The organism is Pedobacter sp. WC2501 (assembly GCF_052682415.1).
The window spans coordinates 5,976,874-5,991,254 of record NZ_JBQZFI010000001.1 but is presented as its reverse complement, the minus strand read 5'-3'; the positions used below and the strand labels follow the sequence as shown (position 1 = coordinate 5,991,254).

The 14,381-nt window shown below is 37.5% G+C and carries 14 protein-coding genes; 8 read left to right on the top strand and 6 right to left on the bottom strand.

Annotated elements, in window-relative coordinates:
- Positions 1-179 precede the first annotated feature (179 nt).
- From ACUN24_RS25040 to fabG, 5 genes are all read left to right on the top strand, one after another.
- Positions 180-1,055 (top strand): carbon-nitrogen hydrolase, encoded by an 876-nt coding sequence (locus ACUN24_RS25040; protein WP_445564959.1) that lies wholly within the window; start codon positions 180-182, stop codon positions 1,053-1,055.
- A gap of 191 nt (positions 1,056-1,246) precedes the next feature.
- Positions 1,247-1,603 (top strand): four helix bundle protein, encoded by a 357-nt coding sequence (locus ACUN24_RS25035; protein WP_445565159.1) that lies wholly within the window; start codon positions 1,247-1,249, stop codon positions 1,601-1,603.
- A 144-nt stretch (positions 1,604-1,747) separates the two neighbouring features.
- Positions 1,748-2,824 carry an agmatine deiminase family protein gene (locus tag ACUN24_RS25030; protein WP_445564958.1) on the top strand — a complete coding sequence of 359 codons (1,077 nt, stop codon included), beginning with the start codon at positions 1,748-1,750 and terminating at the stop codon, positions 2,822-2,824.
- Positions 2,825-2,970: 146 nt separating this feature from the next.
- The gene (locus tag ACUN24_RS25025; protein WP_445564957.1) at positions 2,971-3,270 is read left to right on the top strand and encodes a GIY-YIG nuclease family protein; all 300 of its coding nucleotides are present in this window, start codon (positions 2,971-2,973) and stop codon (positions 3,268-3,270) included.
- A gap of 50 nt (positions 3,271-3,320) precedes the next feature.
- On the top strand, positions 3,321-4,064 hold the full coding sequence (gene fabG / locus ACUN24_RS25020) for a 3-oxoacyl-[acyl-carrier-protein] reductase (RefSeq protein WP_108198354.1): 744 nt from the start codon (positions 3,321-3,323) through the stop codon (positions 4,062-4,064).
- Positions 4,065-4,481: 417 nt separating this feature from the next.
- Here fabG and ACUN24_RS25015 read toward each other — a convergent pair whose 3' ends face one another.
- Positions 4,482-5,216, bottom strand: a complete 735-nt coding sequence (locus ACUN24_RS25015; protein ID WP_445564956.1) for a L,D-transpeptidase family protein — start codon at positions 5,214-5,216, stop codon at positions 4,482-4,484.
- Between the two features lie 205 nt (positions 5,217-5,421).
- On the opposite strand from ACUN24_RS25015, the gene ACUN24_RS25010 reads away from it, so the two are divergent.
- The gene (locus ACUN24_RS25010; protein WP_445564955.1) at positions 5,422-7,506 is read left to right on the top strand and encodes a hypothetical protein; all 2,085 of its coding nucleotides are present in this window, start codon (positions 5,422-5,424) and stop codon (positions 7,504-7,506) included.
- A 47-nt stretch (positions 7,507-7,553) separates the two neighbouring features.
- On the opposite strand, the gene ACUN24_RS25005 is transcribed toward ACUN24_RS25010, so the two are convergent.
- From ACUN24_RS25005 to ACUN24_RS24985, 5 genes are all read right to left on the bottom strand, one after another.
- Entirely contained in the window at positions 7,554-8,168 is a 615-nt protein-coding gene (locus ACUN24_RS25005; protein ID WP_445564954.1) for a trimeric intracellular cation channel family protein, read from the bottom strand.
- Positions 8,169-8,260: 92 nt separating this feature from the next.
- Complete coding sequence (locus ACUN24_RS25000) at positions 8,261-8,560, bottom strand: FtsB family cell division protein (protein ID WP_029286805.1); 300 nt, start codon at positions 8,558-8,560, stop codon at positions 8,261-8,263.
- A gap of 221 nt (positions 8,561-8,781) precedes the next feature.
- Complete coding sequence (eno, locus tag ACUN24_RS24995; RefSeq protein WP_025145766.1) at positions 8,782-10,077, bottom strand: phosphopyruvate hydratase; 1,296 nt, start codon at positions 10,075-10,077, stop codon at positions 8,782-8,784.
- A 720-nt stretch (positions 10,078-10,797) separates the two neighbouring features.
- The gene (locus ACUN24_RS24990; protein ID WP_445564953.1) at positions 10,798-11,682 is read right to left on the bottom strand and encodes a DUF2911 domain-containing protein; all 885 of its coding nucleotides are present in this window, start codon (positions 11,680-11,682) and stop codon (positions 10,798-10,800) included.
- 37 nt (positions 11,683-11,719) lie between these two features.
- Entirely contained in the window at positions 11,720-12,229 is a 510-nt protein-coding gene (locus ACUN24_RS24985; protein ID WP_445564952.1) for a GNAT family N-acetyltransferase, read from the bottom strand.
- A gap of 75 nt (positions 12,230-12,304) precedes the next feature.
- On the opposite strand from ACUN24_RS24985, the gene ACUN24_RS24980 reads away from it, so the two are divergent.
- Entirely contained in the window at positions 12,305-12,937 is a 633-nt protein-coding gene (locus ACUN24_RS24980; RefSeq protein ID WP_445564951.1) for an ABC transporter ATP-binding protein, read from the top strand.
- Positions 12,937-14,067 (top strand): hypothetical protein, encoded by a 1,131-nt coding sequence (locus ACUN24_RS24975; RefSeq protein WP_445564950.1) that lies wholly within the window; start codon positions 12,937-12,939, stop codon positions 14,065-14,067. The genes ACUN24_RS24980 and ACUN24_RS24975 overlap by 1 nt, the downstream gene beginning before the upstream one ends.
- Positions 14,068-14,381 lie beyond the last annotated feature (314 nt).

Here is a 14,381-nt window from a genome sequence, read left to right as displayed (position 1 = left end):
AACGTTTGAAATGCTGCATTTGCTTTTCCTGGAAATAGAAAAACAATTACATAATTATGCCGTTCTACTTTTAAACAAAATAGTAACTTTGCAACCTAATTTAGAATGACTGAATTTTAATGATTGAATGATGTGAAATTCACTCATTCTACCATTCTCTCATCCAATAATTTTAAGAAATGAAGAAAGTAAAAGTTGGCTTAGTGCAAATGAGTTGTACTAAAGATAAGCAAGAAAATTTAGATAAAGCGATTGCGAAAGTAAGGGAAGCGGCTGCAAAAGGTGCGCAGATTGTGTGCTTGCAGGAGCTTTTTACTTCTTTATATTTCTGCGATGTTGAAGATTATGACAATTTTGACCTGGCAGAAGCTATTCCTGGTCCTTCTACGGATGCATTGCAGGTGATAGCTAAAGAATTGGGTGTGGTAATTATCGCTTCATTGTTTGAGAAACGTGCCGAAGGTTTGTATCACAATACTACCGCTGTTTTAGATGCTGATGGTTCATATCTAGGTAAATATCGCAAAATGCATATTCCTGATGATCCAGCTTTCTACGAAAAATTTTATTTTACCCCAGGCGATTTAGGCTATAAGGTTTTCGAAACCAAATTTGCTAAAATCGGTATCCTGATCTGTTGGGATCAATGGTATCCTGAAGCTTCGCGTATTACAGCCTTAATGGGTGCTGATATCATGTTCTATCCAACTGCAATTGGCTGGGCTACTGATCAGGATGAAGAAACCAATCAAGATCAATACAATGCGTGGCAAACCATTCAACGCTCACATGCAGTGGCGAACGGTGTACCGGTGGTAAGTGTAAACCGTGTTGGTTTTGAGCAGGATGGCGCCATGAAATTCTGGGGCGGAAGTTTTGCTACGAACGCACAGGGCAAATTGCTTTACTTAGGATCGCACGATTTAGAGGAAACTGAAGTAGTTGAACTGGATCTATCAGAATCTGATTTCTTCCGTAAACACTGGCCTTTTTTAAGAGATAGAAGAATTGATTCTTATCAACCGATTACAAAAAGATATATTGATGGGGATTAAAAAAGTCGGAGGTCGGGAGACCGAAGACGGAAGCCAAAGAGTATACATGCCAAGATGGTTAGTTTGAAATCCATAAACAAGTCTGGAAACGTAGATTATAAGTTTGGATTGCATTGTAAGAAATTGTAATTTGTTAGTATATTTCTAATAAATTATAACTTCAGACTTCGGACCTCCGACTTTCGGACTTAATTATCGCATTCAAATTTGAAAAACTCAAGGTCTGGCAAAAGGCTTTAGACTTAGCTGATGAGATTGATAAAATGACAAAAACTTTTCCAAAGGAAGAGATTTATGTTTTAACATCACAGGTTAAGCGTGCTGCCGATTCGATTTCAATGAATATTGCCGAAGGAAGTACAGGTCAAAGTAACCCTGAATTTTGTAGATTTTTAAGATATTCTTTACGTTCTGATATAGAAGTTGTGAACTGTTTACACTTGGCAATAAGAAGAGGCTACATTACAGAGGAAATATTTCAGAAACATTATCAATCCTGCGAAGAAATTTTGATCATGATTTCTGCTTTAATCAAATCGCTGAATTGAGTCGGGGGGCAGAAGACAGAAGTCCGGCGATACTGGCAATTTATTAACACACTAAATCATCCGACCTCGGACATCCGACTTCGGACTTTATTAACACACTAAATCATCCGACTTCGGACACCCGACTTTCGGACTTTAAAAACTATGTCAAACTTTCCTCCTAAAAAAGATTTAAATATTAATCAGTTCGATTATTCTCCAAAGAAGCAAGGTTATGCTTTCCCTGCCGAATGGGCTAAACATGAGGCAACCTGGTTAAGCTGGCCACATAAAGAAGCCTCTTGGCCAGATAAAATCGCGACTATTTACGAACCATATTGCCAATTTATCAAAGCTGTTGCCGAAGGCGAAAAAGTGCGTATTAATGTTAAGGATGAAGAAATGAAAGCTTTTGCTGTTTCTGAATTAACAAAAGTAGATGCAGATTTAAGTCAGGTTGAATTTTATTTCAATGAAACCAATGATGCCTGGTGCCGCGATCACGGTCCTGCATTTTTGCTAAAAGGAAATGAAAAGGCTGTTGTAGATTGGGGTTACAATGCCTGGGGTGGAAAATATCCTCCATTTGACCTGGATGATGTAATTCCTACAAAGATTGCCAAACATTTCAATCTCCCTTTATTTACGCCAGATATTGTAATGGAAGGTGGTTCGGTAGAGTTTAACGGCACAGGTACGGTTTTAACCACCACAGCTTGTTTGTTGAATGAAAACCGCAATCCGCATTTAACCAAAGAGCAGATCGAAAAGTATTTGCTCGAATATTACGGCCAGGACCAGGTTTTATGGTTAGGCGATGGAATTGTAGGTGATGATACCGATGGTCATATTGATGATATTACACGTTTTGTGAACAAGGATACAGTTTTAACGGTTGTAGAAAGCAATCCGCTTGATGAAAATTATATCTTGTTACAAGAGAATCTGGAGACCTTAAAAGCGATGAAGCTGAAAGATGGCAGACCATTGAACATTGTTGAATTGCCTATGCCATCACCGGTAATTCATGAAGATACCCGTTTGCCTGCATCTTACGCAAATTTTTACATTGCCAATGCTGCGGTAATTGTACCAATTTTTGATGATGTAAATGACCAAAAAGCTTTAGATATTATCCAGGGGTGTTTCCCTGATCGCAAAGTGATTGGAATCAACTCAGTCGATATTATTTGGGGGTTGGGAAGTTTTCACTGTTTGAGTCAGCAGGAACCGGCGGTTTAGTTTTCAGTTGGCAGTTTGGAGTTTTCATTTCAATTGGCTGTCATCCTGAGCCTGTCGAAGGACTTTTATGTGGTGTTTCGACAAGCTCAACATGACAGTTTTAGCAAGAAATATTTTTAGTAACTTTATTTGTCTAAAGATCTTTTATGGCAAGGGTACATAACTATTTTGTCTATATCTTGGAGTGCTCCGACAAAAGTTATTATGTTGGGGTAACAAATGATTTAGAGGCTAGACTTTCTCAGCATAATAATGGTGAAAATGCTTTTGCTTATACTTTTTCAAGAAGGCCTGTCACTTTGAAGTACTATCAAAGATTTGATGAAATAGAAGATGCTATAAATTTCGAAAAACAGGTTAAAGGTTGGAGTAGAAAGAAAAAAGAAGCTTTATTTAAAGAAGATTGGAATGAAATTGTAAAATTATCAAACTATAAAAATAAATAATATGTGCGGTCTTCGACAGGCTCAGACTGACAAACAATAAAAAATAACAAATGAAATTATTAGAAGGAAAAACAGCATTAATTACAGGCGCATCTAAAGGAATCGGCCGGAAAATAGCGGAGAAATTTGCCGAACAGGGCGCTAATGTAGCTTTTACATATTTATCATCAGTAGAAAAAGGTGAGGCTTTAGAGCAGGAATTACAAAGCTTCGGAACAAAAGTTAAAGGTTACCGTTCTGATGCTTCTAAATTTGCTGAAGCTGAACAATTGATCAATGATATCGTAGCCGAATTTGGTACTATTGATATCGTAGTGAATAATGCGGGCATTACTAAGGATGGTTTATTGATGCGGATGAGCGAAGAAAACTGGGATGATGTGATTAATATCAACTTAAAATCAATCTTCAACGTAACCAAGGCAGCTTCTAAAATAATGATGAAAGCCCGTAAAGGTGTTTTTATCAATATGGGTTCCATTGTGGGTACTACAGGTAATGCCGGACAAGCTAATTATGCTGCTTCTAAAGCTGGAATCATCGGTTTTACCAAATCAATCGCAAAAGAATTAGGTTCGAGAAATATCCGTGCCAACGTAGTTGCACCTGGTTTCATCCGTACGGAAATGACAGATATTCTTGATCCGAAAGTTGTTGAAGGCTGGGAAAAAGATATTCCGTTAAAACGTGCTGGTGAGACTGAAGATATTGCCAATGTTTGCGTGTTCCTCGCCTCAGATATGAGTGCTTATGTAACTGGCCAAACTTTATCTGTTTGCGGTGGGATGCTGTAATTAGGCAGAAAGCTTAAAGACCAAAGATAAAAGTAAAATCTGCCAGTAAATGAGTTTTCTGGCAGATTTTTTTATTTAAGATAACCATGACCCTAAGTAAAATAATTCTGATTAGTGCCTGTACTTTGATTGTAATACTCGGTATTACCGCCGCATTCAATAGCGCAGCCGATGGTAATAATGTGATTGTTTCCCTTTTGTTTTTTATGAATATTTAGGCGGAAAGCGGTTTCCTGAACCTACTACACGCCATTGGTTCAATTTCTTTGCTTGTGCTATTGATGTCATACTTCTTTTTGGGGTTCCTTTTACCGGTTTGCTTTTTTATCAAAGAAAACAGACTGCTAAAAAGAAATAGCGATTATTGGAAGGTTGCAAGGTTTTGCGAGCAGAACATTGCACCTTTTAACTTTTCAACTATTTTACAACATATTTCCCTTTTACCTCACTAACTTTTGGTTGGGTTCTATTCTTTTCAAAAGCTGAATATCCTGCTTGTAATGATTTCCAGAAATTTGCCTGCGCTGGAAATTGAGCAACGTATTTTTTCATATTTCCGTCCGTCATTTTGAAAGGATAGAGGTTAACAGGAATCCTTTCCTGACCAGCATTTCTGGCTTCAACGCCCAAAACATATACTTCTTTAATTTTTTCGTCTGTTAAAGGAATACAGCCTACGGTTACACAATTGCCGTGGATGTAAATATCACTTCCAGGTTTTCTATCCTTTCCGGTTCTTGCATAATCAACTGTATTTGGATAGTTTACACCCAGTGATAGGTGGAAATTACTCATCGGATTAAAAACATTAATGTAATAAAAACCTTCTGGCGTTTGACCATCGCCTTCAATTACCTTTGGACCAATGGTGCCAGAATGTGCACAGAAATCGTAAGTCCTGAATAAAGAATAGGTTTTTGCTGAATTATTTTTTAACCACACTTCAAGTTTGCCATCCGTTTTATAGGCATTGATCACCATCGTGAATTTATCTCCATAACCACCAGCCTGGACAAATTTTCTCAATGTTTCCCATTTTTCGCTATACGCTTTTTCTACTCTTTCAAATTTAATTTGAGTGGCTTTAAAATTATTTTGGGCATTCACCATAAGGCTTAGAGATAGCAGAAATGTTAGACAGATTATTTTCATAAGTATTGATTTGGGTTAAAACTAACGAATTTATCTTTTTTAACCGCAAAGGCCGCTGAGATTTCCTTATTACGATGGCGCAAAGGTCGCTAAGCTTGAAAATTGAAGGATGCACCTTCTCTTTGCGATACTTTGCGTAAATTCTTTGCGCACTTTGCGGTTAATAGCCTTGAAAATTTCCTCAAAATTACCATCTTTATGAATTATGAACAGTTTTTTTTCAGGTGCTTCTATTTTGTTTTTTCTCGGTTGCCTGGCGCTGGGCGTATTGTATACCTGGTTGTTGTATCGCAGCAACAAAAATCTGGATAAAAAGCTTCAGTATGGTTTAACAGCATTGCGGATTATCGCAGTAACCACCATTGCGTGGTTAATATTTGCTCCACTTATTAAAACCTTAAATTATACTTTAGATAAGCCTGTAATCATTATCGGACAGGATAATTCTCTTTCTGTTGGTCAGGTTAAGGCAGTGGGTTTCGACCAGAAATTATATGAACAGCATCTTAAAGCTTTACAGGATAAATTATCAGACAAATATGAGGTGAAAACGCTTCACTTTGGTGATCAGGTAGCCGATGGTTTCGATTTTAAAAATCAGGGTAAATTAACTGATGCCTCTGCTTTTTTTCAGAAAGTCAGGGATGAATATACCAACAGAAATGTTGGTGCGATAATTTTAGCCACTGATGGTATTTTTAACCATGGTGGAAATCCGCTTTACAGCATCAATCAGATCAATGCGCCGGTTTATACCATTGCCCTGGGAGATAGTATCCCGAAGCGGGATGTGCTGATTTCGAATGTGAATTACAATAACATTGTATACCTGGATGATGATTTCACGATCGAAGTTCAGGTTCAGTCTTTTCAAAGCGATGGCGAAAATACGCCTTTAACTGTTAGTCAGAATGGAGCAAAGATTGAAGAGCAAAACATATTGATCAGTGGCAATTCTTTTGTTAAAACGGTTCCTGTTAAAATCCATGCAGGTAAAATCGGCGTTCAGAAATATACTGTTCAATTGGGTGCTTTAAAAAATGAAATCACTACACGAAATAACGTTCAGACTTTTTATGTGGAGGTGATTGACGGCAGACAGAAAGTATTGCTTGCAGCGGTTGCACCACATCCCGATTTGGGCGTGTTAAAAGAAGCTATTTCACTCAATAAACATTACGAAGCTAAACTTGCACTGGCCGATGATTTAAATGCAACAGATCCATCCAAATTCGATTTAATTGTTTTGTATCAGCTGCCCGATGTTCAAAATATTTCATCAGTATTTTTAAAGAAGTTGGCCGGTTTGAAGAAGCCTGTCTGGTACATTTTGGGCGCTCAGAGCAATATCAATGCCTTCAACCAGATCCAGAATCAGGTGAATCTGAGTTCAGCCAATGGCTCTGTTCAGGAGGTATATGCTGATTTTGCCAATGGTTTTACCAGTTTTAATCTCACGGAAGAAGATAAAAAACAGTTTTCGGCTTTCGATCCTTTGCTTGGTCCATTTGGAAGGTTGACCGTAAACGCAGGGGCAACACCCGTTTTCAATCAGCGTATTGGTAAAGTGAGTACCCAGCAACCATTATTGTTCTTTTCAAATGAAAATGGCTTAAAGGCTGGTTATTTAATGGGAGAGGGGCTATGGCGCTGGAAACTTTCAGAGGCTGAAAATGAAAGTAATCAATCGGTTTTAAATGATCTGATTTCAAAAACGGTTCAATACCTATCGGTTAAGGATGATAAGCGAAGGTTTAAGGTGTTTACCTCAAAGTCTGCGTACGATGAAAATGAAACCATCCAGTTTAACGGCACGCTTTATAACGATAGCTACCAGCCTGTAAATGAGCCGGAAGTTAAACTTCTGGTAAAAAATGAAGCTGGAAAAGTATTTAACTATATCTTCTCTAAAACAGAAAATGGCTATCAGTTAGATGCCGGGACTATGTCCGCCGGTAATTATTCTTACCTGGCTAATGTGGAATTGGGAGGAAAGAAATTCACCGCTTCGGGCAGTTTCTATGTAAATGCACTGATTGCAGAATACCAACAGACAACTGCCAATCACCAGCTTTTAAATACGATGTCTAAACAAAGCAATGGCAAGTTGTTTATGCCCGAAAACCTGCTTGAAATAGCTGACGAGATTGCTAAAAACGAGAACATTAAAACCATCAGTTACGAAGATCGCAAGTACGATGAACTAATTAGTATGAAATGGTTATTTGGCTTAGTGCTGATCTTATTGAGTACAGAGTGGTTTTTAAGGAAAAGAAATGGAGAGCTTTAGTTGATGTGCAGTCAGATGTTACCATCTGACACCACGGAAAAACTAACCTAGTGCCATTCATCCCTGTAAACAAATTTGGGCATGTGCCATTCGAAGCGGATGGAAAGTAAGCGTAATGCTAATCCAACAACAGCAGCCGAAATGGTCGCCAACATCTCACTTCCATGAAAATGTTCTATGCCGATATAAATGGCGCCGGTAACTATCGCTGCACTGGCATAAATCTCTTTTCTAAAGAGAAATGGAACTTCGTTACAAAGTACATCACGAAGTACCCCACCGGCACAACCGGTAATCATTCCGCTAAAAAGTACAATTAAATAAGGTAAGTGAATTTCCTGTGCGACCTGACAGCCAATAATGGTAAAAACTACTAAACCCAAAGCATCAAGGTAAAGAAAAAGCTTTTTGAGTTTAGTCATAATAGAGGCGATAAATGCCGCCAATAAAGCCGCTACCGCCGTAATCACTAAATATTCCGGATGTTCTACCCAGCTCATTGGGTAATGGCCAAATAATACATTTCTAACCGTTCCACCACCTAATGCCGTAACCCAGGCAATAATGCAGACACCAACCCAGTCCATGTCACGTCTGCCGGCAGAAAGTGCTGCAGTCATTGCTTCAGCTGTTATAGCGATAATGTAAAGAATGTGGAGCATTAGATGGGTTAATTGTTAAAACTGGTTAACCGTAAACCGGATTGTTCAATTGTGATTGGCTAAATTGTTAACTGCAAATTGCCAACTGAAAACTAGTCCTTTTTCTCTTCCCGGATAATTACGAAAACATCTTCATTATCTTTTTTCATGAAGTATTTTTCGCGAGCAAATTTTTCAGCTGTATTCAGGTTGGTATTCAGTTCGTTTAAATCTTTTTTAACCTGGGCGGTTTCTTTCTCAAAATATTCTTTTTCTTCCTGCAGTTTATTGGCCTGACTACGGTATTCGTACTGCGACATCATATCGTTTTTATCGAAAAATAGCATCCACATCGCAAAAGCGACAGTAGCAAGGAAATATTTATTGCGGAAAAGATCTATTAAACGTTTCATAGTTTGAGATATGAGTATTGAGATATGTGATTTGAGATAATGCACATAACTCAGAACAAATATAGTATTAAAATAAAAACATCCGAAAATTTAAAATCTCCGGATGTTTTACAAATAAGTTTTTCAACTTGTTAACAATAATAGAATTGTCATGTTGAGCCTGTCGAAACACCTATCAAAAAGTTCTTCGACAAGCTCAGAATGACAAATATAGAGTGAAATTATTTCTTAGCATATTTGAATTTCGAACCGATGAAACGTGCGTTTTCACCTAATTCTTCTTCGATACGTAATAATTGATTGTATTTTGCAATCCTGTCTGAACGTGATGCAGAACCGGTTTTAATCTGTCCGCAGTTTAATGCAACAGCTAAATCAGCAATGGTAACATCTTCAGTTTCGCCAGAACGGTGACTCATTACCGAAGTATAGCCACTGTTTTGCGCTAAAGTTACGGCATTGATGGTTTCAGTTAAAGAACCGATCTGGTTTACTTTTACCAGGATTGAGTTAGCAGTAGCCTCGTCGATACCACGTTGTAAACGCGTAACGTTGGTTACAAATAAATCATCACCTACCAATTGAACATGGTCGCCGATTTTATCGGTTAAGCTTTTCCAGCCAGTCCAGTCATTTTCGTCCATACCATCTTCAATAGAGATAATCGGATATTTTGCAGAAAGGTCAGCTAAATATTGAGCCTGCTCTTCGCTTGAACGAATTACACCAGTAGCACCTTCAAATTTAGTATAGTCATATTTACCATCTTTGTAGAACTCAGATGAAGCACAATCTAAAGCTAAACAGATTTGAGAACCTGGTTTGTAACCAGCAGTTTCAATTGCTTTTAATACCGTTTCAATTGCATCTTCAGTACCATCAAAAGTTGGTGCAAAACCACCTTCATCACCTACCGCAGTAGATAAACCTCTATCATGAAGAATTTTTTTCAAGCTATGGAAAACTTCAGTTCCCCAACGTAAAGCCTCAGAGAAAGAAGGAGCGCCAACCGGCATAATCATAAATTCCTGGAAAGCGATAGGCGCATCAGAGTGAGAACCTCCGTTAATAATGTTCATCATCGGAATTGGTAAAGTGTTTGCGTTAACACCACCAATGTAACGGTATAATGGTTGACCGATTTCATCAGCAGCAGCTTTAGCAGCAGCCAAAGAAACACCTAAAATAGCATTAGCACCTAAGTTACCTTTGTTTTCGGTACCATCTAGGTCTAACATAATTTTGTCTATTGTATTTTGCTCAAAAACATCAATACCTCTTAATGCATCAGCAATTTTAGTATTTACATTTTCTACAGCTTTTAAAACACCTTTACCTAAATATGTAGATTTATCACCATCACGTAATTCAACAGCCTCATATTGTCCAGTAGATGCACCGCTTGGTACAGCTGCACGGCCAAAAGCGCCGGCCTCTGTTACTACTTCTACTTCTACTGTTGGATTGCCTCTCGAATCGAGAATCTGTCTGGCATGGACATTAACGATTATGCTCATTTTTATTTGATTTTTTATTGATTTTTTAACCTGCTTAGTGTATAAAGTACAATTACTAAGCGCAACATCAAAGTTAGTATAATTTTTAAATAAATAAAGCGTTTTGAGGCTTAATGTTACGATAGTTGTTTGAGTTAACCGATGGTTAATTTTAAGTTAATATTGGTTGAAACTTATGTTTAAGTTGACAGCTCATTAAGGATAAGAATATTGATATTAATTTGAAAAGCAGTTGCAGCAGTACTTCGGTTGGGGTTGGTCCCGCTTCCATTACAAGTCCTCGCTTCGCTGTGGGCTTTCCATTTCAATCGGGTTTAAATTACTTAGGTTCGGTAATTTATAGGAAAAACCATACTTAATTAATGTCTGGTTACACAGTGTTGCTATTAGTTTTTTTTGCTAGTAGTGTTCTGATTTTAAGTGTTTTATCTGTCGTTCGGGTTTTCGCCCAACTAGGCCAAAGTACCATATCTCCGTTCTGCTTAGATCCGGCCTAACAAATTTTTCGGGTAACACCGACCTAGCCAGCCCACTCGCTTCCAAAGAAAAATTTTAAGCCGGCGTTTTTTGGTTCTTTTTGACGCCAAAAAGAAGGAGCCCATCGGCGGCGGCGAGCCGAGGCAAGACCGTGCTGATAGGCAAAAAAATGATTAATCGAATACGTCACTCATATCGATTGTATCTATCGGTCGGTGTCTCACCGACCGATATAGAATCTATTTATTTTTTAGCTTCAGCCAAAAGTTCAGAATTGAGGCGTACATATTCATCAACCTTTTGAGCTGTTGCAACGTCGATCCCTTGTTGTGCAGTAGTTGCTGCGCCGGTTTTATCACCCATTTTCAATTGGATACGGCCTTTCCATAATTTAAACCAGGGCGCTTTTGGATCTGATTTTTCTGCTTCCGTCATCCATTCTAAAGCTTGTTTTAAATCTTTTCCATGTTGAAAATAATATTGTGCAGCCGCAAAATATGGTTTCTTTTCACCTTTCATCGCTTCAGCAATATTGGCCATTACTTTTTCATCAATAGAAGTTGTGATATTAACGCCATATGCACTGTTCTCCCACGTCATGTTTAGCGTTGTCGAAGTTTCGCTAACAGCAGAGAATTGCATGGTTAAAGTTTCCACTTTATCCTTTAAAGTTATAGTTTTTACTTTTACACGAAGCACATCATCGCTTTCCTTATATTCATACGCACCCCATTGATCGGCAATTTTGCTGAAAATAATGGTCCACTCGTTTTTACCCGGAATACTGAACAGGCCATATTCACCAGCCGGTAAATCTTTACCTTCAATTTTAACGGCATCAGTAAATTTAATGCGTGTTGCTGCATTTGCACCGTTGCGCCAAACTGTGCCCATGGGTTCCATTCCGCCAAAAATTTTGCGGCCCTTTACATTGGGGCGAGAGTAACTTAAAGTTATTTTGCCTAATCCAAAATCCTGGATGATGGTTTGGCCACTACTGGCTTGTGGAAATTTGACTTCCTGGGCATTTGCAAAATCTGCTGCACCCAAAAGTGCTACAAACAGCACGATTGATTTGATTGATAATTTCATTGCTTTGTTGTTTTTGGTTTGTGCGAATTTATGCATTAAGCTCCCGGGTTTAACAAAAATTTTAATGCTGTAGTTAGCTGAGTTGGTTTTTTCTAAATCCAAAAATCAGCTCATCAAAATATTCTCCGTTTTTAAAAATGGTACCTTTTAATTCTGCCTCGAAAATAAAGCCCGATTTCTTTAAAACCTGCTGCGAAGCCAGGTTGGTATGTGTAGTCCTTGCAAAAATCCTTTCGATATCAAAGGTGCCGAATCCATATTTAAGCATTTCTTTTATCGCAAGCGCAACAATGCCTTTGCCCCAATGTTCCTCACCAATCCAATAACCCATTTCTGCACTTTTGCTGTAAATGTCTGCGAGTTGGTGCACGCCGATAGATCCAATTACTTCGCCGTTCAACACAATGGCTTTGATCTGTAAGGGATCGTGACTTAAAGCCAGCTGGATAAAAGCCTCTCCATCTTTTTTCTCATATGGGAAAGGGAATTTATTAGTCAGGTATTTAGAAATGTTGAAATTATTGGCGTGTTTAACCAGGTTTTCGATATCACTTGGTTGGTAAGGGCGTAAAATTAATTGCATTAGTTTAAAATTTTGTCGGGATGAGATAAGGCTGTAACTTTTTAATAAACATGAAGTCATAAATGAAATGTTTTTATGTTACACTTCAGTCAATTTGAAAAATCCTATTTCGATCATCTTGTTTTAAAGATAGATAATATTAAACTTCCTGAGGGCATTTTCTGGATAAAAGGAAGCAACGGTACTGGAAAAAGTACTTTTTTGAAAGCAATTGCAGGGATATTATCTTTTAAAGGCGACATTGCAATAGGCACTGTTTATTTAAAAAATCATGGTGTTTCCTACAGAAAACTGGTGAATTTTGCTGCTGCCGAGCCATTATTTCCAGAATTTTTAAGCGGAACGGAGATGATTACTCTTTTTGCAAAAGCGAAGGGTGCTGGAGCTGGTCAGGCGGAAATACTGGTTGCCGAAATGGGAATGCAGGGCTATATCAACAACCCTTTAGGTTCCTATTCCAGTGGGATGCTCAAAAAACTTTCGCTGGTATTGGCTTTCCTGGGGAAACCAAAATTGATTTTGTTGGATGAACCTTTAAATACGATCGATGCCGAATCTCTTGAAATATTATACCGTTGGATCAACGAAAAACATGAGAAAGACAAGATCAGTTTTCTCTTATCATCTCATCAACCTTTAGATGAGTTAAAATTACCCGGACTTAAACAGATTAATATCGTGGATAAAAAATTAACCCTGAACTTTTAATGCTTCCACTTTCAAACATTGCTTTAAGAAAAATATTTGTTGATGGATTTTACCGGACTCATGCGGGAATGTTGGTATTTGTTTTCGTCATGTTGGTCAGTTATTGTTTGTTCATCAATACTTTGGGTACGGTAATGCCTGATCAGATCGACTTTTGGCAGTTTTTCTTTACCATTAATTTGGTGAGCAATCCGTTGATTATGGCTTTTTATTTTGTTGCAAGTGCATTATATGCTTATAAAAGCTTAAAATATGTACTAAACCAACTTGTTTTGCCTCAACAGGAATTTTTGTATTATAGTTTTACTTCATCTTCAAAAAAACAACAGTTTCTTTACTGGTGTATGGTGTTGGCTTCTATATTTATTCCTGTTTGGTGTTATACTTTGTATGCCATTATAATCGGGATCGTATTTGGTTATTACTTAATTTCTATCGGAATTCTGCTCTTTCAGCTGCTGTTGATTATCGCTGTTGCTCTTATGGTTCTAAAAGAAAGTAATCGTTTAATTGAAGCCAGTAAACCCAATTGGTTAATACGGATAAGTAGGAAATGGAATAAACCTGTTTTTTTATTGTACACTTTTCAGGTTTTTAACCGGTCTAAACTGGCTTATTTATTAACCAAACTGCTTTCATGGGTGTTAATTTCTAGCGTTTTTATGCTTTTCTCTGATATTAAAGATAATTCGAGGTTATTAATGCTCATTACTTCCTGTATTGTTGTGGCACATGTTGTACTAATCTATCAGGAAAGAATTTTTAATGACCGATATTTGTCTTTTTTGCCCAACTTCCCTTTCAGTAAGGTCAAGGTATTTTTCAGCTTCTGCCTAAATTATCTTATTTTATTATTGCCTGAAATATGTTGGATGACTACCCGTTTTGGCCTGATAACTTCACTCGAATTAGCTGCATTTGCTTTTTCCGCCATCCTTTTATTTAGAAGTTTGCTTCTGCTGAATGGGGTTCAGGTTAAAGGATTTTTAATGGGCGTTTTTTGCCTGTTTTTCCTTTTTTATGTATGTATTATGTTTGGCTTAGGATTAATGCTAATTCCGGCAAATATGATTACAGCCTGGATGGTATTTAGGCAGAACTATTTGAATGATAATAGCTTAGGTATTTGAAGTAATAGTTTATCTATCTCGATCGTCATGCTGAATTTATTTCAGCATCTTTTCTGCTAGATAGACACTGAAATAAATTCAGGGTGACGATATGATTGGAAGTATTGGTTAATGTGATATTATTAATCCATTTATTTAAGAAGTATATTAATTTTATCCGTTGTCTGTGTCCTCGTATACTATCTATGAATGCTATATTATAGGAAGTAAATAATTAGTTTTACGAGTGGTCTGTGAGGACACCAATGTTATTAACTTAGTGTTTTAAATATTTGAAAATCAAATTATTATGTTGATATTTAACTATTAAACAA

Bases quoted from the DNA above. Each gene is read 5' to 3' on its own strand.
- ACUN24_RS25005 (WP_445564954.1), bottom strand. From the start codon at position 8,168: ATGCTCCACATTCTTTACATTATCGCTATAACAGCTGAAGCAATGACT.
- fabG (WP_108198354.1), top strand. From the start codon at position 3,321: ATGAAATTATTAGAAGGAAAAACAGCATTAATTACAGGCGCATCTAAA.
- ACUN24_RS25025 (WP_445564957.1), top strand. From the start codon at position 2,971: ATGGCAAGGGTACATAACTATTTTGTCTATATCTTGGAGTGCTCCGAC.
- ACUN24_RS25010 (WP_445564955.1), top strand. From the start codon at position 5,422: ATGAACAGTTTTTTTTCAGGTGCTTCTATTTTGTTTTTTCTCGGTTGC.
- ACUN24_RS24985 (WP_445564952.1), bottom strand. From the start codon at position 12,229: ATGCAATTAATTTTACGCCCTTACCAACCAAGTGATATCGAAAACCTG.
- ACUN24_RS24990 (WP_445564953.1), bottom strand. From the start codon at position 11,682: ATGCATAAATTCGCACAAACCAAAAACAACAAAGCAATGAAATTATCA.
- ACUN24_RS25015 (WP_445564956.1), bottom strand. From the start codon at position 5,216: ATGAAAATAATCTGTCTAACATTTCTGCTATCTCTAAGCCTTATGGTG.
- ACUN24_RS24975 (WP_445564950.1), top strand. From the start codon at position 12,937: ATGCTTCCACTTTCAAACATTGCTTTAAGAAAAATATTTGTTGATGGA.
- ACUN24_RS25000 (WP_029286805.1), bottom strand. From the start codon at position 8,560: ATGAAACGTTTAATAGATCTTTTCCGCAATAAATATTTCCTTGCTACT.
- ACUN24_RS25030 (WP_445564958.1), top strand. From the start codon at position 1,748: ATGTCAAACTTTCCTCCTAAAAAAGATTTAAATATTAATCAGTTCGAT.
- ACUN24_RS25040 (WP_445564959.1), top strand. From the start codon at position 180: ATGAAGAAAGTAAAAGTTGGCTTAGTGCAAATGAGTTGTACTAAAGAT.
- ACUN24_RS24980 (WP_445564951.1), top strand. From the start codon at position 12,305: ATGTTACACTTCAGTCAATTTGAAAAATCCTATTTCGATCATCTTGTT.
- eno (WP_025145766.1), bottom strand. From the start codon at position 10,077: ATGAGCATAATCGTTAATGTCCATGCCAGACAGATTCTCGATTCGAGA.